The sequence below is a fragment of the Massilia sp. Bi118 genome, from assembly GCF_918697865.1.
In the GTDB taxonomy this organism is placed as follows: domain Bacteria; phylum Pseudomonadota; class Gammaproteobacteria; order Burkholderiales; family Burkholderiaceae_D; genus Telluria.
In genome coordinates this window covers 386,390-403,994 of record NZ_CAKKMV010000003.1, presented here as the reverse complement: position 1 = coordinate 403,994, position 17,605 = coordinate 386,390, and the positions used below count along the sequence as shown (strand labels likewise).

At 67.4% G+C, this 17,605-nt stretch carries 14 protein-coding genes; 8 read left to right on the top strand and 6 right to left on the bottom strand.

What is annotated here, in order from left to right:
• Window positions 1–9 precede the first annotated feature (9 nt).
• The 3 genes from LQV39_RS06515 to LQV39_RS06505 form a co-directional block, all read right to left on the bottom strand.
• A complete protein-coding gene (locus LQV39_RS06515; RefSeq protein WP_230021779.1) occupies window positions 10–222 on the bottom strand; it encodes a hypothetical protein in 213 nt (70 codons plus the stop codon).
• A gap of 137 nt (window positions 223–359) precedes the next feature.
• Window positions 360–4,148 carry an AAA family ATPase gene (locus tag LQV39_RS06510; protein ID WP_230021777.1) on the bottom strand — a complete coding sequence of 1,263 codons (3,789 nt, stop codon included), beginning with the start codon at window positions 4,146–4,148 and terminating at the stop codon, window positions 360–362.
• A complete protein-coding gene (locus LQV39_RS06505; protein WP_230021775.1) occupies window positions 4,145–5,404 on the bottom strand; it encodes an exonuclease SbcCD subunit D C-terminal domain-containing protein in 1,260 nt (419 codons plus the stop codon). The genes LQV39_RS06510 and LQV39_RS06505 overlap by 4 nt, the downstream gene beginning before the upstream one ends.
• A gap of 118 nt (window positions 5,405–5,522) precedes the next feature.
• On the opposite strand from LQV39_RS06505, the gene LQV39_RS06500 reads away from it, so the two are divergent.
• The 6 genes from LQV39_RS06500 (at window position 5,523) to yiaA (ending at window position 11,784) form a co-directional block, all read left to right on the top strand.
• Window positions 5,523–6,770 (top strand): winged helix-turn-helix domain-containing protein, encoded by a 1,248-nt coding sequence (locus LQV39_RS06500; protein ID WP_230021773.1) that lies wholly within the window; start codon window positions 5,523–5,525, stop codon window positions 6,768–6,770.
• Window positions 6,771–7,006: 236 nt separating this feature from the next.
• Window positions 7,007–7,648 (top strand): hemerythrin domain-containing protein, encoded by a 642-nt coding sequence (locus tag LQV39_RS06495; protein ID WP_230021763.1) that lies wholly within the window; start codon window positions 7,007–7,009, stop codon window positions 7,646–7,648.
• An 84-nt stretch (window positions 7,649–7,732) separates the two neighbouring features.
• Entirely contained in the window at window positions 7,733–10,405 is a 2,673-nt protein-coding gene (locus LQV39_RS06490) for a DUF349 domain-containing protein (protein WP_230021758.1), read from the top strand.
• Complete coding sequence (gene moaE, locus LQV39_RS06485) at window positions 10,402–10,908, top strand: molybdopterin synthase catalytic subunit MoaE (protein ID WP_230021747.1); 507 nt, start codon at window positions 10,402–10,404, stop codon at window positions 10,906–10,908. Before LQV39_RS06490 ends, moaE begins: the two co-directional genes overlap by 4 nt.
• Entirely contained in the window at window positions 10,905–11,276 is a 372-nt protein-coding gene (gene crcB / locus LQV39_RS06480; RefSeq protein ID WP_230021737.1) for a fluoride efflux transporter CrcB, read from the top strand. The genes moaE and crcB overlap by 4 nt, the downstream gene beginning before the upstream one ends.
• Before the next feature lie 82 nt (window positions 11,277–11,358).
• Window positions 11,359–11,784, top strand: a complete 426-nt coding sequence (gene yiaA / locus LQV39_RS06475; protein ID WP_230021732.1) for an inner membrane protein YiaA — start codon at window positions 11,359–11,361, stop codon at window positions 11,782–11,784.
• 9 nt (window positions 11,785–11,793) lie between these two features.
• On the opposite strand, the gene LQV39_RS06470 is transcribed toward yiaA, so the two are convergent.
• Complete coding sequence (locus LQV39_RS06470; protein WP_230021722.1) at window positions 11,794–12,303, bottom strand: hypothetical protein; 510 nt, start codon at window positions 12,301–12,303, stop codon at window positions 11,794–11,796.
• A 175-nt stretch (window positions 12,304–12,478) separates the two neighbouring features.
• Here LQV39_RS06470 and clpB point away from each other — a divergent pair, with 175 nt between their 5' ends.
• Window positions 12,479–15,094 (top strand): ATP-dependent chaperone ClpB, encoded by a 2,616-nt coding sequence (gene clpB / locus LQV39_RS06465; RefSeq protein ID WP_230021716.1) that lies wholly within the window; start codon window positions 12,479–12,481, stop codon window positions 15,092–15,094.
• Between the two features lie 99 nt (window positions 15,095–15,193).
• Here the strand turns inward: clpB and LQV39_RS06460 are convergent, their stop codons facing one another.
• Window positions 15,194–15,778, bottom strand: coding sequence for a PEP-CTERM sorting domain-containing protein (locus tag LQV39_RS06460; protein WP_230021708.1), 585 nt, complete (start codon window positions 15,776–15,778; stop codon window positions 15,194–15,196).
• A 227-nt stretch (window positions 15,779–16,005) separates the two neighbouring features.
• A complete protein-coding gene (locus LQV39_RS06455; RefSeq protein ID WP_230021700.1) occupies window positions 16,006–16,254 on the bottom strand; it encodes a hypothetical protein in 249 nt (82 codons plus the stop codon).
• Between LQV39_RS06455 and aceA the strand changes: the two genes are divergently transcribed.
• Window positions 16,253–17,551, top strand: coding sequence for an isocitrate lyase (gene aceA, locus LQV39_RS06450; RefSeq protein WP_230021689.1), 1,299 nt, complete (start codon window positions 16,253–16,255; stop codon window positions 17,549–17,551). The two genes, LQV39_RS06455 and aceA, sit on opposite strands and share 2 nt — an antisense overlap.
• Window positions 17,552–17,605: the final 54 nt, after the last annotated feature.

The following is a 17,605-nucleotide window of genomic DNA, read 5'->3' as shown; positions in this document are numbered from 1 at the left end:
GACGCCCGATCAATGGTGGTGGTGCCAGTGGAGCTCGTTCGACTCGACGTAGGACTTCACGGCCTCCGGATTGCCGGTGGCGTGACGCTTGATCTCGCCGCATTCGCAGATGCCCTGGTAGGGCTGGATGTGCGAGCAGGCTGAGACTTTCTGCAGGGTGACCTTGACCGGCTTGGTGCATTTGGCGCACTTGAAGGTCAGGAAACGGGCGGGTTTGTTCATGGTTGGATGTGATATTGGTTACGTCGTCCCCGCGGAGGCGGGGACCCAAGTTGCACGCACGTCGGTAACGCATGCAGAACTTGGGTTCCCGCCTGCGCGGGAACGACGGGAAGGCGGGCATTTTAGCACTGGGGATACTATTGAACCGTGATCGCGCTACTCCCCCCACCAGCCGGCCGCACCAAGACCTTGGTCGAAATCCGCTCCGTCATCTCCTGCACGTGCGAAATGACGCCGACCTTGCGGCCCAGCGATTGCAGCGCGTCCAGCGCATCCATGGCCACGCCCAGCGTGTCGCTATCGAGGCTGCCGAAGCCTTCGTCGATGAACAGCGACTCGACCTTGACCCGGTTCGAAGACAGCGACGCCAGGCCCAGCGCCAGGGCCAGCGAGACCAGGAAGGATTCGCCGCCCGACAGCGAGTTCACCGAGCGGATTTCGCCGCCCATGTCCTGGTCGCGCACCATCAGCGCCAGCGAGGGGCCGGCCTGGCTGGCCACGCGCTCCAGGCGGTAGCGGCGCGCCAGCTGGGCCAGGTGGATGTTGGCGTAGCCGAGCAGGACGTCCAGCGTGAACTGCTGGGCGTAGTTGCGGAATTTCTTGCCGTCGGCGGAACCGATCAGCTCCGCCATCCTGGCCCAGCGCTCCTCGATGGCGCGCTGGCGCTCGATCTCGTCCATCATCGAACGTGCGCGTTCGCGCCGCTGCTCGTCCTCGCGGATGCGCACGGCCAGGCTGGCGGCCGTCTCGTGCACCGTGCGGCGCTCGGCCTGCACGCTGTCGAGCAGGCGCGCGACGCTGTCGGCATTCGCCGGGGCCTCGGCCTCTTCTATCTCTGAAATAGCGGGCAGGGTAGCCTGCTGGCGCTCGTGCTGCTCACGCTGTCCGCGCCGCTCGGCCAGCACCGCGGACGCATGGCGCACGCGGCCGTCCAGTTCCAGCAAGGCTTCGCGCTCCTGGACGATGCGCGCCGCGCCCACCGCCAGCAGGCTGGCCAGCTGCTGCTCGTTCTCGACCGGTTCGAGCTCCGGGTCGCTGCCGGCAAAGTCCTCGATCCACTGCGCCAGGCGGGTCGCCGCATCGGCGGACGCGCCCTGCAGGTCGGCGATGCGGCCCAGCGCCTGGGCTTGCGCAGCGCGCACCCGCGCTTCCAGCTGGGCCGACTGCAGGCTCGCCGCCTGGCAGGCTGCCACCGACTGGCGCGCGGACGCCACCGCGGCGCCCAGCGCCTGCTCGACCTCGACCGCCTTGCGGCCCTCGAACAGGACGGCGCGTTCCTCGCGGCGTTCACGCAGGTCCGCATCGATGCGCTCGAAGTCCTGGCGGGCGGCATCACGCTGGCGCAGGGCTTGCGCAACACGCTCGTCCAGGGCCGACTGGCCGGCGGCCAGGGTGTCGATATTCGCGGCCAGGCGGGCCTGGAGCGCAGAGCGTTCCTGCCATTCGCGGGCCTGGGCTGCGCGTGCGCCGCGCCAGGCGGCCGGGTCCTGTTGCCAGGCGCGCTGCCAGCCGTCGCCACAGGCATCGCTCAGCACCGGGTCGAGTTCGGCCTGCAGCGCGGCCAGGCTGCCTGCCGCGGCATCACGGCGCGCGGACAGGCCGGCGATGTCGGCGTCCAGCTTCGCCAGCTGGCCCTGGGCGTTCTGCGCGCTTTGCAGCAGGCGCGCGTGTTCGGCGTTGACTTGGTCCCAGGCCTGCTGGGCGGCGTCGCGGGCCAGCCGGGCGCGGCCCAGGCCCTGGTCGCGCGCATCCAGCGCATCGAGGTCGGCGCGCAGGCGGGCGGCCTGGCCGGCGAACCAGGCCTGGCGTCCGGCTTCCGCGGGAGCATCCGCCGCCAGTTCACTGTCCTGCCATTCCTGTTCCAGCTGCTGAAGATCGGCGGCCAAGGCTTCGCGTTCGCGGCCGAGCTGCGCCAGCTTCTCGGCGGCGGTATCGAAAGCCGCGCGCTGTTCCGCCTGCAGGTTCAGGTTGTCGCGCTGCTCGCGGCGGCGCGCCGCCAGTTCCTCGGCCAGGCTCGCCAGCACCGCGTGCAGGCGTTCGTCCTGGTGGCGGTAGGGGTGGTCCTCGGCGCCGCAGACCGGGCAGGGATCGCCGTCGACCAGGGTCGCGCGCAGGCTTTCGACGCCGTCGGCGCAGGCCAGCTGGGCGCCCTTGAGCAGGCGCTCGGCCTGGACTGCCTGGGCGTCCAGCGCGATGCCGGCGGCGCGCGCGGCGTCCAGCGCTTCCTGCGCGGCCTTGCCGGCGGCAGTCGCCTGCTGCGCGCCGGCGTCCAGTTCTGCCAGGCGCTGGCGGGCGGTGCGCAAGACCTTCCAGGTCTGTTCCAGCGAAGCCAGGCGCTCGCGGCGCGCGTCCAGCTGGCGGCGTTCGCCGCGCAAGGCGTCGTCGTCGATCGCGGCCAGCGCTTCGCTCGCGGCGCGGCGGGCTTCGTCGCGGGTGGCCAGCAGCGCGGTTGCGGATTCGAGGGCCACGGCGGTGCGCTGGGCGGCATTGGCCGCCTGTTCGGCGCCGGCCCTGGCCTCGTTCAGGGCGGCCGCGGATCGGGCATCCTGGCGCGCTGCTTCCTCGGCCTGCACCAGGCGCTGTTCCCAGCGCGCCCACTGGCCGGCCAGGCCCTCGAGCGCGCGCTGGCGGTCCAGCCAGGCGATCGTGGCCTGCAGCGATTCGCGGGCGGCGGCCAGTTCACGGGCCTGGGCCTGCTGCGCCGCCTCCGCCTTCAGCGCTTCATCCAGGGCTTCGTCGCGCGCCGCACGCGCCTTGGCGTGCGCGGGCACCAAGGTGTCCAGGGTCGCATCCAGGGCCTTGGCGCGGTCCAGCTGCGGGCCGGCGGCGCGCAGGGATTCCTCGGCCGCTTCGAGCTTGCGCTCGGCCTCGATCTGGCCGCGCAGCGCTTCCTGCTGGGCAGCCAGCGCGCGCGCCAGTTCTTGCTCGCCGGCCGCCAGCTGGGACTGGGCCTGGCGCTGCTCGTCGGCCAGGCGCGCGAGGTCGGCCATCAGCGGCCGCGCCGGCTGCACGGCGTCCAAGGTCGCGAGGCGGCGGCGACGTTCGGCGGCGGCGTCCAGATCAGTCTTCGCGGCAGTCAGCGCAGCTTCGGCGCCGGTCTCCGCCGATTTCAGGCGCGCCAGCTCCTGGTGCCAGCGCAGGCGTTCTTCCAGCGCGGCGCGGCAGGCATCGACGGCCGCCAGCTGGGCGTTTGCCTGCGCATGCTGGGCTTCGAGTTCATCACGCTCGGCGGGCGACAGCGGCGCCTGGTCCTGCAGGCGCGAAGTCAGGCGCCGCATCGCTTCCTGTTCCTGGCGCCAGCGCTCGAAGGCGCGGCGCGAGATGTCGCTGTAGACCGCGCTGCCGGTCAGGGTCTCTAATAGTTCGCCGCGCTCGTTCTCGTCGGTGCGGAGAAAAGCCGAAAACTCGTTCTGCGCCAGCAGCACCGAGCGCGTGAACTGTTCGAAGGAGAGGCCGATGCGGCGCTCGATCTCGCCCAGCACCTCGGTCTTGGTCGCGCCGATCGGGTTCAGGTCCGGCAGGCGGTGCAGGCTCATGGTGACCGGCTGCAGGGCGCCGCCGGCGCGGTTGCGCGAGCGCCGCACGCTCCAGCGCGCGCGGTAGCGGCCCTCGTCGTTGCCGACGAAGTCGACTTCCGCATGGGCCTCGGCGGTGCCGCGCCGCAGCAGGGTGCGGCGGTCCTGCACCGACAGCATGTCGTCGCCGACGTCGGGCAGGAAGTTGCCGGCGCGCGGACCCTTGAGCAGGCGCGGGGTGGCGTCGTACAGGGCCAGGCAGAGGGCGTCGAGCAGGGTGCTCTTGCCGGCGCCGGTGGGGCCGCTGATGGCGAACAGGCCGCTCGACACCAGCGGCTCCTTCTCGAAGTCGACTTCGAACTCGCCGGCCAGCGAAGCCAGGTTTTTACCGCCGATGCGCAGGATCTTCACAGTTCCCCCCGCTCGCCTGCAATGAGCAATTCGGCAAAGGCGGCCAGCTGATCGTCCGGCGCATCCTCGCCGAAGCGCTGCTGCCACAGGCGGCGGAAGATGTCGTCCGGCTGCAGCTGGGCCAGCTGGTCGAGGCTCAGGGCGGTATCGACGCCCGGCATGGTGACGACTTTGCGGGTCGGCTCGATCTTCGCCAGGCGCACCGGCTTGCCCTCCAGCGCCGCCTCGACCTGGGCGCGCAGGCTGGGCTCGGGGCCGTCCAGCAGCACCCGCACTTCGAGATAGGGCTGTTCGTGCAACGGCGCTTCCGGCAGGTCCAGGCCCACCAGCTCGGCAATCACCTGTTTCAGGGGTGCCGGCTGGGCCGGCACGCGCAGCAGGTCGACCGCGCGCGGCACCTGCAGCGGCACGATCTCCTTCGCTTTGCCGCCGTCGAGGTCGATGCGCAGCACCTGGTGCTGGTAATTGATCTCGGCGAAGGACAGCGGCAGCGGGCTGCCGCAATAGCGCAGGTGCTCCTGCTTGCCGACCTTTTGCGCCAGGTGCAGGTGGCCCAGCGCGGCATAGGCGATGCCCGGATCGAACATCGACGAGGGCAGGGCTTCGGTGCCGCCGATCAGGATGCGGCGCTCGGAGTCCGGCGAGGCATCGCCGCCCACCATGTGGCAGTGGCCCATCGCGAGGATCGCTTCGCCATTCGCGCAGCGCGAGCGTGCCAGGTCATAGGCCTGCTGGTAGAGCAGGGCGATGCCGGACAGGTAGGCGTCGATAGCCGCATTTTCGGCCTCACTGCCCGCGTCGACGCGCGGCACGTCGCCGGGACGCAGGAAGGGAATCGCCACGCACCAGGCCTTCACCGCGCCGTCGCGGCCCGTCAGCGGCACCACCATGCGTTCGATGTCGATGGCGCCTTCCGCATCGCGCACCACGTGGCCGACCACACGGGTGCCGTGGGCTTCGAGCAGCGGCCCGGGCGCTTCCAGGCGGCCCGGCGAATCGTGGTTGCCGGCGACGATCACGATGTCCAGCTGCGGCATGCTTGCGCGCGCCTGCTGCAGGAAACGGTAGAGCTGGCGCTGCGAGGCCGCCGACGGGTTCGAGTTGTCGAAGATGTCACCCGCGATCAGCACGGCATCGGCCTGCTCGGCCACGATGGTCTCGAGCAGCCAGTCGAGGAAGCGCTGGTGTTCGTAGGTCCGGTCGAAATTGTGCAGGGTCTGGCCGAGATGCCAGTCGGAGGTGTGCAGCAGCCGCATGGGTTTCTTACAGGAGGTGGGATGAGTCAGGGCGCTCACTATAGCGCAGACCACAGGCCGCTGACAAAAGTTCTCGGACAGATGAGCAAGGTGGCAATACCTCTAATAAAATGAGCAAATGAGCGAACTCACCCTTAGCCTCGGCGCCGCGCGCGCCCTGCACCTGGCGGCCCAGGGCATGCTGCAGCCGCGCCGCGCCCGCGCTACCAAAGACGATGTGCTGGCCACGATCCAGCGCATGGGTGTGCTGCAGATCGACACCATCAGCGTGGTCGCGCGCAGCCCATACTTCGTGCTGTGGAGCCGGCTCGGCGATTACGAGCCGGCCTGGCTCGAGCAGCTGCTGGCCGAGGGCAGGCTGTTCGAATACTGGGCGCACGAGGCCTGCTTCGTCCCCGTCGAGGATTACGGCCTGTACCGCCACCGCATGCTGGACACCCACGCGATGGGCTGGAAGTCCGGCTCGTCCTGGATGAAGAGCCATGCCGGGCAGGTCGAGCGGGTGCTCGAGCACATCCGCGTGAATGGGCCGACCCGCGCGGCCGACTTCGAGCGCACCGATGGCAAGAGCGGCGGCTGGTGGGAGTGGAAGCCGGAGAAGCGCTCGCTGGAGGCGCTGTTTACGGCCGGCAAGGTCATGGTGGCGCGACGCCAGAATTTCCACCGCGTCTATGACCTGGCCGAGCGCGTGCTGCCCTGGGACGATGCGCAGACCCCATCCATGGACGAGGTCCGGCGCGAATTCGCACTGCGAGCGGTCAAGGCGCTGGGGCTGGCGAAGGCGGCCTGGATTCCGGATTACCACCGCACCCGGCCGCCGCATCTGCCGCTCGAAGCGCTGATCGAGGAAGGCCTGCTGCTGCGCGCCCGCGTCGAGGGCTGGAAAGAGCCGGTGTTCGTGCATGCCGACCATGCCGGCCTGCTGGAGCAGGCGGTAGAGGGGCGCCTGAATCCGACCGTGACCACGCTGCTGTCGCCCTTCGACCCCATCGTCTGGGACCGCCGCCGCGCGCTCGAGCTGTTCGGCTCCGATTACCGCCTGGAGTGCTACACCCCGGCCGAAAAGCGGCAGTATGGCTATTTCACGCTGCCGGTGCTGCGCCGCGGCCAGCTCATCGGACGGGTCGACGCCAAGGCGCACCGCGCGGCCGGGCTGTTCGAACTGAAATCCGTCGCTTTCGAGCCCGCGGTCCGGCGCTCCGGGGTGCGGCCCAGCGAGCGCCTGCTGCGCGACCTGGCGGCGGCGGTGGCGCGCTGCGCACGCTGGCACGGCTGCCCCGTGGTCGAGGTGGCGCGCACCGATCCCGCGGGCTTTGCCGCGCCTCTGCGAGACCTGCTTTCCATTCCGCAACAGGCTACCGCCTGATCGACATTCTCCACCCCCCACCCATGGGGGGAGGAGGCTTTGCGGTTTGTGCCAGATCAAACCCGCCCCCAGGACCCGTCCGTACACTAGGTGCTCTTTCAGGCCGATGACAACCACTACAGGGTCCCAGCCCTTCCTCAGGCCTGTTCAAAACATACGCCTCCCATCCAGGTTCCCGCCCCGACCATGCCGGTCAGGCTGAACTTTGTGTTGGCGAAAAACTGAGCGGAGACCGAATGCTGACGTCAACTTACACTCTCGTTGCCCTGTCCGTCGAACAGACCACCGTGCGCTCGGCGCTGCAGTCGCTGGTACACGCGCTGCATGCCCTGCCGGACGAGGATGGCGTCCTGGCGCCGGGCCAGGCGGCCCGGCTGTGCGCGGAACTGCGGCAAGTGGTCGACGATTGCCACTGGCGCAAGCTGGACAAGTTCCTGGTGCCGGCCCTGCGCCGCAATACCGAAGCGGCCGATGGCCTGCTGCACGATCTCGAACAGTTCAGCCGCGCCGCCGCCGATGCGCTGGCGGCGGCCGAGGCCTGCGTCGATGCAGGCCTGCGCGGCGTCGACCGCGACAGCTTCCAGGAGGCCATCGAGCGCTGCGCCGACGCCTTGCGCTGCCGTCTGGAGCGCGAGGAGCACGAGCTGTTTCCGCTGGCGCGCAGCCTGGTGCGCGGCGAAGCCTGGTTCGCGATCGCCAACCAGATGCTGGCCCACGACGCCGTGGCCCGCGAGCGGCGCGGGGCAGGGCGGCGCGGCTGCGTCGAGCCCATCGAGCCGCGCCGTGGACGCTTCGAGCCTCACGGCCATGGCCAGGGGCACGATCCGGCCGGCGCCGAATTCGGGCGGCGCTACGCCACGCTTTCCCTACTGCACTGATGCGCTGTCCGCACGCGCCAGTCCGGCGGCGCGAGGCCATCAGGTTTCTTGTTATGATGGCGATTTTGGAAGTGCGATTTCATCATGTTCGAGTTCCTATTCAAGCGGCCGGGCGACAACAAGCCCGGCGACAAGCAGCCGGCCGGACAGGAGGCGCAAGCGGAACAGGCCGCCTCCACGGGCGCAGCTGTTCCGGGCGCCGCCGCGACGCCGCAGCGCGCGCTGCAGGCCGAGAAGCTGAGCCAGATCCAGGGCGACGAGGCCGCCGCGGTGGAATTCGTCCTCCAATGCGAATTTTCCGAGCTGCGCCTGACCGCAGCCGAATTCATCCAGAGTCCCGAGCTGCTCGAGCGCGTCCATACCGCGATGCGCAATACCGACCGCCGCGTCGCCAAGCTGATGCAGTCGCGCCTGGACGCCCACCGGCACCGCGAAGCCGAGCGCCGGCGCGGCGAGACCATGCTCGAACAGGCGCGCTCGCTGCTCAAGGATGAGCTGCTGACGCCCAACCATGTTGCCGACCTCGACCGCAAGTGGGCGGTGATCGCCGCCCCTGAGCTGCAGGAAGAATTCGGTACCGTGCGGGCCGCGCTGGCCCAGCGCCTGGAAGCCCAGGTGCAGCTGCAGCGCGCCATGATCGACCGCCTGGCCGCGTTGCGCCGGCTGCCGTCCGAACCGCTGCCGGCCGCCGAGCTGGCGGCCAGGCTGGAGGCGCTCACGCAGGAACAGGCCCAGGCCCTGCAGGCCCCCGAGCACACCTCGCTGCCGCGCGGCCTGGTGGCCGAAGTCGGCCTGGAAGCCCAGAAGCTGCAGGCCAGCCTGCACGAAATCGAAGCCGGCCAGGCCGCGCTGGCGGCGCGCGAAGCCTTCCTTGCCGCCCAGCAGGAAAAACCCGCCGCCGAGCAGAACCCGGACGTGCTGCGCAAGGAATGGCAGCGCCTGCCGCAAGCCCGGCAGGGCGCGCAGGGGGAGGCCATGGCCGCGCTGCAGCAGCGCTTCGACGCCTTGCTGGCCAGCCTGCCGCAGCCGGAAGCGCGCAAGCCGCGCGAACCGAAAGAAACCCCGGCCGCCAAGCCGAAAGGCCAGGGCAAGGGCGAGGCCAGGAGCGAAGGCAGGGCGCGCGGCGCCGACCAGCATTTCCTCGACACCATGGATGCGATGGAAGCGGCCCTGCAGCAGGGTTCGCTGGGCACCGCCGCCGAACTCGACAAGGGGCTGAAGGAAGCGCGCGAGAAGAACATGCGGGGCATGCACCTGACGCCGGCCCAGTCCGACCGCCTGGCCCATGTGCGCGCCGAGCTCAAGCGCCTGTCCGACTGGGCGCGCTGGGGTGGCAACGTCTCGCGTGAGGAGCTGATCAAGAGCGTGGAAGCGCTGCCGACCCAGAACCTGACGATGAGCGAGCTGGCCAAGAAGGTCGGCACCATGCGCGAGCGCTGGAAGGCGCTCGACAGCCTGTCCGGCGCGGCCCCGAAAAGCCTGTGGGAGCGCTTCGACGCCGCATGCAGCGCGGCCTATGCGCCGGCGGCCGCCCACTTCCGCCACCTGGCCGACGAACGCCACGCCAACGCCGCGCGCGGCCAGGCCCTGATCGACGAAGCCAACGCCGAGATCGCGCGCCTGCAGTCCGGCGAAGCCGAATGGAAGCACGTGGCCGGCACCGTGCAGCGACTGCGCCTGGCCTGGAGCCACCTGGGCGCCATCGACCGCAAGGAAAAGAAACGTCTCGATTCGCTGTTCACCGACGCCCTGAACACCCTGCAAGGGCCGCTGGAAGAACAGCGCAAGGGCGAGATGGCGGAACGCGAGGAAATCATCGAGGCCGCCGCCGCGATCGACCCGCACGACCGCCACGCGCTCGACACCATGCGCGCCCTGCAGCAGCGCTGGCAGGAGCATGCGCGCGCGCTGCCGCTCGAGCGCAAGAGCGAACAGGCGCTGTGGCAGCGCTTCCGCGCAGTCTGTGACGAAGTGTTCCAGCGCCGCAAGGAAAGCATGCACGAGGCCGACATCGAGCGCCGCGCCCATGAAGCCGCCAAGGAAGCGATCAGCGCGCGACTCGAAGCCGCGGCCGCGGATGTGACCCCGGCCAGCGCCGGCAAGCTGCTGCGCGACGCCGCGGCCGAATGGCAGGCGATCGGCCCGGTGCCGCGCGCCCACGAGGCGCGGGTCGAGAAGCGCTACCACGCCGCGGTGGCCCAGATTCAGCACCAGCTGGAAGCCGCCCGGCGCGCCGCCAGCCTGGCCCAGGCCAGCCAGCTGCGCGACAAGCTGCGCCTGGTGCAGGCGCTGGAGCAGCAGGTTGCGAGCGGAGGCGGCGCCGGCGACGCCGATTGGGAAGCGCGCTGGAGCGCCTTGCCGCCGCTGGACGCCGACATGGAGCGCACCCTGCGTGCCCGCTTCGACGCGGCCTTGGGCGCGCTGCCGGAAGGCCGCGACGGCTATGCCCAGCTGCTGGAGCGCAACCGCGGCGCCTTGCTGAACGAGCTGCTGCGCGCAGAGATCCGCGCCGGCATCGACAGCGGCCCCGAGTTCGCGCGCGAGCGCCTGAAGCTGCAGGTCGAGGTGCTGCAGTCCTCGCTGAAGTCGGGTCACGGCGCGGGTCACGGCGCCGGCCACAGGGATGGCCAGAAGGGTGGGCAAGCGGGCGGCAGCGCCCAGCTGCGCGAACTGGCGGCGCTGCCGGCCCTGGTCGACGCCCGCACCGCGTCGCGCATCGAGCAGCTGTTCATGCGCCTGGCCCGGGAGGGCAAATGAGCGCGGGCTTTACGCAGTTCTTCAATGAAGTCAGGGTACAGCAGGACGATTTCGACCTCGGCGCGGAAGTGGCGCGGATGCGTGCGGGCGACCCGCGCATCGGCGCCGTCGTGTCCTTCATCGGCACGGTGCGCGACCTGAACGAGGGCGCCAGGGTCGCCGAGCTTGAGCTGGAGCACTATCCGAAAATGACGGAACGCGCGCTGCAGGACATCGTCGAACAGGCGCGCGCGCGCTGGCCCCTGTACGGCGCGCTGGTCGTGCACCGCGTCGGCCCGATGGCGCCGATGGAGCAGATCGTGCTGGTGGCGGTTAGCAGTGCCCACCGCGGCGAAGCCTTCGCGGCCTGCGAATTCATCATGGATTACCTGAAGACCGAGGCGCCGTTCTGGAAGAAGGAACAGACCCCGGCAGGCGCACGCTGGGTCGATGCCCGCGTCAGTGACGATGCCGCCCGGGCGAAGTGGGCTGCAGGTCGATCTGTGAAGCGTGCCGAACGATGAGCTGGCTTGCGGTTGGCGTTGGCGCCATGCTGGGCGCCTGGCTTCGGTGGGGCCTGAGCGTTGCACTTGGGCAATTGCACTCGCACATACAGCTTGGCACCCTGGTGGCCAATCTGGTCGGCGGCTACCTGATTGGACTGGCGCTGGGCTTCTTCGGTTCGTATCCCGGCCTGTCGCCCGAGTGGCGGCTGTTCGCGATCACCGGCTTCCTCGGCGGCCTGACCACCTTCTCCAGCTTTTCCGGTGAAGCCATGGTGCTGCTGCAACGGGGTGATTACGGCTGGGCGCTGGGGCATGCCGGCGCGCATTTGCTGGGCTCGATTGCCTGCTGCATCGCGGGATTCGCTACCTGGCGTGCCATCGCCTGATACCGAAAGGCTATTTACTCGCGCTCAAAGCGCGGCGATTGCAATCTGGCAAAGTCCATTTTTTCTTTGACCGGAGAACGCCATGCACCAGCACTCGACTGCTCGCCCCAGCAACGCTTTTGTCGGCGCCTCCTGGGGCGCCATGATCGTCGGCATGATCGCTTACCTGATCGGCCTGTGGAACGCGCAGATGCAGCTGAACGAGAAGGGTTATTACTTCACGATCCTGCTGTACGGCTGCTTTGCCGCCGTGTCCCTGCAGAAGACGCTGCGCGACCGTGCCGAAGGCCTGCCCGTGACCGGCATGTATGTCGGCATGTGCTGGGTGTCGCTGGGTGCGTCCGTCCTGCTGCTGAGCGTGGGCTTGTGGAACGCCACCCTGCTGCTGAGCGAAAAAGGCTTTTATGCCATGGCTTTCGTGTTGGTCCTGTTCGCTATCGTCGCGGTGCAGAAGAACGTTCGCGACCTGGCATTGACGGAACCGGCTCCGGCGCAGCTGAGGGAGTAAGGGCTTGGTTCATGGTTTTGTTGCGCACGCCGACACGTCCTGCTGCGTTTCCTTCAGCGACACGACCACGCCCTTTTCCACGACGAGCTCTTGGGTGACGGCATACAGGTCCTGCGTTTTTTGCGTATAGCAGCGGTAATCGAGCCTCGTCTTGAAGGTGCCGGTCAGCCATTCGGCAAGCACCGGCGCTTTCATGTCGGGATAAATCATTTGCAAAGGGATTTTGCCGCTGCACTTCATCAGGCCGGTCAGCCACAGCTTCCCGTGCTCGAGCTTGAACTCGCCGACCGGGCCGCCGATAGCGGAACAGCCGAACTCCTTTCGCCTGATTTCCCAGATCCTGTCGTTGGACGGCAGTTCGACCCAGCAGCAACTGGACGGAAAGATATGGCCGGTGCGCGCGCCATCGGCGTATTGATCGTGCAGCGGCTCAGTGGCCGCGGCGGGGGCAGCGGCCACCAGGCAGACAACAAGCAACAACAGGCGCCACATCCTTTCAAGGAAAGTTGGAATCTGCATCGGCGTGTCCGTTCTATTGAGTAGAACGCCGAGTCTAGCTGCAATCTTGCATTGACGACAAGCGCACATTCAAGGTGCATGAGGACAGCTCTCGATTCCGCATCTTGAAATATCGTTGCCGCATCCCTAACTTGGTTCCAACTCGAGAACCACCCAACCACTAAGGGATAAGAACATGCGGCAAGACAAATTGACGACCAAGCTCCAGGAAGCGCTGGCGGATGCCCAGAGCCTGGCGGTCGGCAACGACAACCAATACATCGAACCGGCGCACCTGCTGAGCGCCTTGCTGAACCAGGACGACGGCAGTGCGCGTTCGCTGCTGCAGCGCGCCGGCGTCAATGTCGGCGCGCTGTCGACCGCGCTGCGCAATGCGCTGGAGCGCCTGCCGAAGGTGTCCGGCACCGGCGGTGACGTCCAGGTCGGGCGCGAGCTGGTGCAGCTGCTGAACCTGGCCGACCGCGAGTCGCAGAAGCGCGGCGACCAGTTCCTGTCCAGCGAAATAATCCTGCTGGCGCTGCTGGAGGACAAGTCGGATGCCGGGCGCCTGGCGCGCGAGCATGGCCTGACGAAGAAGGCGCTGGAATCGGCCATCGCCGCCGTGCGCGGCAGCGACGCCTCGGTGAATTCCCAGGATGCCGAAGGCCAGCGTGAAGCGCTGAAAAAATACACCCTCGACCTGACCGAGCGCGCCCGCATGGGCAAGCTGGACCCGGTCATCGGCCGCGACGACGAGATCCGCCGCGCGATCCAGGTGCTGCAGCGCCGGACCAAGAACAACCCGGTGCTGATCGGCGAACCGGGCGTGGGCAAGACCGCGATCGTCGAGGGCCTGGCCCAGCGCATCGTGAATGGCGAAGTGCCCGATTCGCTGAAGGGCAAGCGCGTGCTCTCGCTCGACATGGCGGCGCTGCTGGCCGGCGCCAAGTTCCGCGGCGAGTTCGAGGAGCGCCTGAAGTCCGTGCTGAAGGAGCTCGCGCATGACGAAGGCATGACCATCGTCTTCATCGACGAGATCCACACCATGGTCGGCGCCGGCAAGGCCGAAGGCGCGATGGACGCGGGTAACATGCTCAAGCCGGCGCTGGCGCGCGGCGAGCTGCATTGCATCGGCGCGACCACCCTCGACGAGTACCGCAAGTACGTCGAGAAGGATGCCGCGCTGGAGCGCCGCTTCCAGAAGATCATGGTCGACGAGCCGAGCGTGGAGGCGACCATCGCCATCCTGCGCGGCTTGCAGGAGAAGTACGAGCTGCACCACAAGGTCGAGATAACCGACCCGGCGATCATCGCCGCGGCCGAGCTGTCGCACCGGTATATCACTGACCGCTTCCTGCCCGACAAGGCGATCGACCTGATCGACGAAGCGGCCTCGAAGATCAAGATCGAGATCGACTCCAAGCCGGAAGTGATGGACAAGCTGGACCGCCGCCTGATCCAGCTGAAGATCGAGCGTGAAGCCGTCAAGAAGGAAACCGACGAAGCATCGCAGCGCCGCCTCGAACTGATCAACGACGAGATCGCGCGCCTCGAGCGCGAGTACAACGACTTCGAAGAGATCCTGAAGGCCGAGAAGGCCGCGGTGCAGGGCACCACCCATATCAAGGAAGAGATCGAGCAGATCCGCCTGCAGATGGAGGAAGCCAAGCGCCAGTCCAACTGGCAGAAGGTCTCGGAGCTGCAGTACGGCCGCCTGCCGGAACTGGAGCGCCAGCTGAAGGATGCGGAAGCCGCGAGCGAGCAGGCCGACGGCGAAGCCGAGAAGCCGCGCCTGCTGCGCACCCAGGTCGGCGCCGAGGAGATCGCCGAAGTGGTCTCGCGCGCGACCGGCATTCCGGTGGCGCGCATGATGCAGGGCGAGCGCGACAAGCTGCTGCACATCGAGGAGAAGCTGCACGAGCGCGTGGTGGGCCAGGACGAGGCGATCGAAGCCGTGTCCGATGCGATCCGCCGTTCGCGCGCCGGCCTGGCCGATCCGAACCGTCCGTACGGCTCCTTCATGTTCCTGGGCCCGACCGGCGTCGGCAAGACGGAATTGTGCAAGGCGCTGGCCGCCTTCCTGTTCGATACCGAGGAGGCGCTGATCCGCATCGACATGAGCGAGTTCATGGAGAAGCATTCGGTGGCCAGGCTGATCGGCGCGCCGCCGGGCTATGTCGGCTATGAGGAGGGCGGCTACCTGACCGAAGCCGTGCGCCGCAAGCCCTACAGCGTGATCCTGCTCGACGAGATCGAGAAGGCCCACCCGGACGTCTTCAACGTCCTGCTGCAGGCGCTCGACGACGGCCGCATGACCGATGGCCAGGGCCGCACGGTGGACTTCAAGAACACGGTGATCGTCATGACCTCGAACCTGGGTTCGCACAAGATCCAGGCGATGGAGACCGACGAGCCGGCAGTGGTCAAGATGGCCGTGATGGCCGAGGTGCGCGGCCACTTCCGCCCCGAGTTCATCAACCGCATCGACGAGATCGTGGTCTTCCATGCGCTCGACGAGAAGAACATCGGCGACATCGCCCGCATCCAGCTGCGCAACCTGGAGCAGCGCCTCGAGAAGATGGAGATGAAGCTCGACCTGACCGACGCCGCCCTGCAGAAGATCGCGGAAGCCGGCTTCGACCCGGTCTACGGCGCCCGCCCGCTCAAGCGCGCGATTCAGCAGCAGATCGAGAATCCGCTGTCCAAGGCGATCCTGTCCGGGCGCTTCGGGCCGAAGGATACGATCCACGTGGGCGTCAATGGCAGCGAGCTGACGTTCGGCGCGGAGGCGGCGGTGGATCTGGCCAAGTAATATCTAGCGCAATATGTAGAAGCGCCCTGTCCGGGAAACCGGGCAGGGCGCTTTTTTGTTAACCCGTCGTCCCCGCGCAGGCGGGGATCCAAGTTGACTTTACTTCCGAGCCCGTGGCCGCTTCACCATACCACCCAACAGCGCCAACCCACCCAGCAACATCGCATAAGTCGACGGCTCCGGCACCGGCGCCAGCGGAATATTCTCCGACAGCAGGCTGCCGACCTTGCGTCCGCCGTCGCCGTCGAAGAAGTTGACCTTCAGGTGAGGCGAGGAGAAGTCGGTGGCGCCGCCGCCGAAGGTGAACTTGAAGACCATGTCGTCGGACAGCGCGATGTGCTGGCCCGAGAAGCACAGGCCGGAGCCGACATGGGCGCCGCCGCCGCAACCGTTCGCGTTCAGCTCATTGCTCGACAGCGTCCAGTTGGCCGCGCCGCCCGGCGCGGAGCTCAGGGTCACGTTGTCGAAGCTGCCGATGTCCTTCAGCTGCAGGGCGCCAATGGTGGTCGCCCCGGCCCAGTCTCCGGTGCGGTGGGCGGCGTCGATTTCGAGGGTCAGCACATTGCCCGTCCAGGACGATGTGAAGGTCACGCCCTGGAACTCCAGGGTGCCGGCCTGGGCCGAGGCCATGGCGCCGAGCGCCAGCAGCGATGCGAGCAAGGTCTTTCGGATCGTCGTTTTCACTTCCTTCTCCTTTTCTTTGAGTCTCGGGTGCCGGCCCTTCGCGTCCTGCGAACGGACCGGCGATACGGATGAGTCCGCGAACACAGGGTAGGGGTGGGAAGGCGATGCTCTCTGTTAAGTGGCTAACTCAGCCTTTGTAACAAATATATTGACGCCCGGAAGGAAGTTGAGGGCTCAAGGCACTGGGTCAAAGAAGGCAGGCTGCGTAGCGGCATGATGGGAAGGTTTCATGATGCGGAATAGAGTTCGCGGATATGAAAATTGCACAAAAAGGGCAGGCTCACCCATTTCCATTCTGAGAAATAATCTCCCGCATCATGAAAATGAGGGTGCAAGTCATTGAAAAAAAAGAAAATAAAAATAATCCTATGTCTTATATAAGAATATTTGTGCTGCGCACAACCCGGCTTAAGATATTCCCAAGGCCGCTTCCTTCCAACACAGCTTTCATCATTCATCATCAGGAGAATCAGCATGGCAACTCGTGAACAGCAAATCGCCGCCCTGCAGCAAGACTGGGACACCAATCCGCGCTGGAAGGGCGTGACCCGCAACTACACGGCGGAGGACGTCGTCCGCCTGCGCGGCTCGATCCAGGTCGAGCACACCATCGCCCGCCGCGGCGCCGAGAAGCTGTGGGACCTGGTCAATAACGAAGCCTACGTCAATGCCCTGGGCGCGCTGACCGGCAACCAGGCCATGCAGCAGGTGAAGGCCGGCCTGAAGGCGATCTACCTGTCGGGCTGGCAGGTCGCCGGCGACGCCAACCTGGCCGGCGAAATGTATCCGGACCAGTCGCTGTATCCGGCCAACTCGGTGCCGATGGTCGTCAAGCGCATCAACAATACCTTCCAGCGCGCCGACCAGATCCAGTGGTCAGAAGGCAAGGACGACGTCGACTTCTTCGCACCCATCGTGGCCGATGCGGAAGCCGGTTTCGGCGGCGTGCTGAACGCCTTCGAGCTGATGAAGTCCATGATCGATGCCGGCGCCGCCGGCGTCCACTTCGAAGACCAGCTGGCCTCCGTCAAGAAGTGCGGCCACATGGGCGGCAAGGTGCTGGTGCCGAGCCGCGAGCAGGTCGAGAAGCTGACCGCGGCCCGCCTGGCGGCCGACGTCATGGGCACGCCGACCCTGGTGATCGCCCGTACCGACGCTGAAGCGGCCGACCTGCTGACCTCGGACGTCGATCCGATCGACCAGCCTTTCTGCACCGGCGAGCGCACCGTCGAGGGCTTCTACCGGGTGCGTCCGGGCGTCGAGCAGGCGATTTCACGCGGCCTGGCCTATGCGCCTTTCGCTGACCTGGTCTGGTGCGAGACCGGCAAGCCGGACCTGGCCTTCGCCAAGCGCTTCGCCGAAGCCATCCACGAAAAATTCCCGGGCAAGATGCTGGCCTATAACTGCTCGCCTTCGTTCAACTGGAAGAAGAACCTGGACGACGCCACCATTGCCAGGTTCCAGAAGGAGTTGGGCGCGATGGGCTACAAGTTCCAGTTCATCACCCTGGCCGGCTTCCACTCCCTGAACTACGGCATGTTCAACCTGGCGCACGGCTATGCGCGCCGCGGCATGTCGGCCTTCGTCGAGCTGCAGGAAGCGGAATTCGCGGCCGCCGAGAAGGGCTTCACTGCGGTCAAGCACCAGCGCGAAGTCGGCACCGGCTACTTCGACGCCGTGACCCAGACCATCCAGCAGAACCAGAGCTCGACCACGGCGCTGCATGGCTCGACGGAAGATGAGCAATTCTTCGACGAGAAGAAGGTCGCGTAAGAAACGCTAGCTAAAAAGTTTTTCCCTCCGTTGTTCGCGGTGGCAGCCGCAGCG

Bases quoted from the DNA above. Each gene is read 5' to 3' on its own strand.
- LQV39_RS06515 (WP_230021779.1), bottom strand. From the start codon at position 222: ATGAACAAACCCGCCCGTTTCCTGACCTTCAAGTGCGCCAAATGCACC.
- LQV39_RS06505 (WP_230021775.1), bottom strand. From the start codon at position 5,404: ATGCGGCTGCTGCACACCTCCGACTGGCATCTCGGCCAGACCCTGCAC.
- LQV39_RS06500 (WP_230021773.1), top strand. From the start codon at position 5,523: ATGAGCGAACTCACCCTTAGCCTCGGCGCCGCGCGCGCCCTGCACCTG.
- LQV39_RS06495 (WP_230021763.1), top strand. From the start codon at position 7,007: ATGCTGACGTCAACTTACACTCTCGTTGCCCTGTCCGTCGAACAGACC.
- LQV39_RS06490 (WP_230021758.1), top strand. From the start codon at position 7,733: ATGTTCGAGTTCCTATTCAAGCGGCCGGGCGACAACAAGCCCGGCGAC.
- moaE (WP_230021747.1), top strand. From the start codon at position 10,402: ATGAGCGCGGGCTTTACGCAGTTCTTCAATGAAGTCAGGGTACAGCAG.
- crcB (WP_230021737.1), top strand. From the start codon at position 10,905: ATGAGCTGGCTTGCGGTTGGCGTTGGCGCCATGCTGGGCGCCTGGCTT.
- yiaA (WP_230021732.1), top strand. From the start codon at position 11,359: ATGCACCAGCACTCGACTGCTCGCCCCAGCAACGCTTTTGTCGGCGCC.
- LQV39_RS06470 (WP_230021722.1), bottom strand. From the start codon at position 12,303: ATGCAGATTCCAACTTTCCTTGAAAGGATGTGGCGCCTGTTGTTGCTT.
- clpB (WP_230021716.1), top strand. From the start codon at position 12,479: ATGCGGCAAGACAAATTGACGACCAAGCTCCAGGAAGCGCTGGCGGAT.
- aceA (WP_230021689.1), top strand. From the start codon at position 16,253: ATGGCAACTCGTGAACAGCAAATCGCCGCCCTGCAGCAAGACTGGGAC.
- LQV39_RS06455 (WP_230021700.1), bottom strand. From the start codon at position 16,254: ATGCTGATTCTCCTGATGATGAATGATGAAAGCTGTGTTGGAAGGAAG.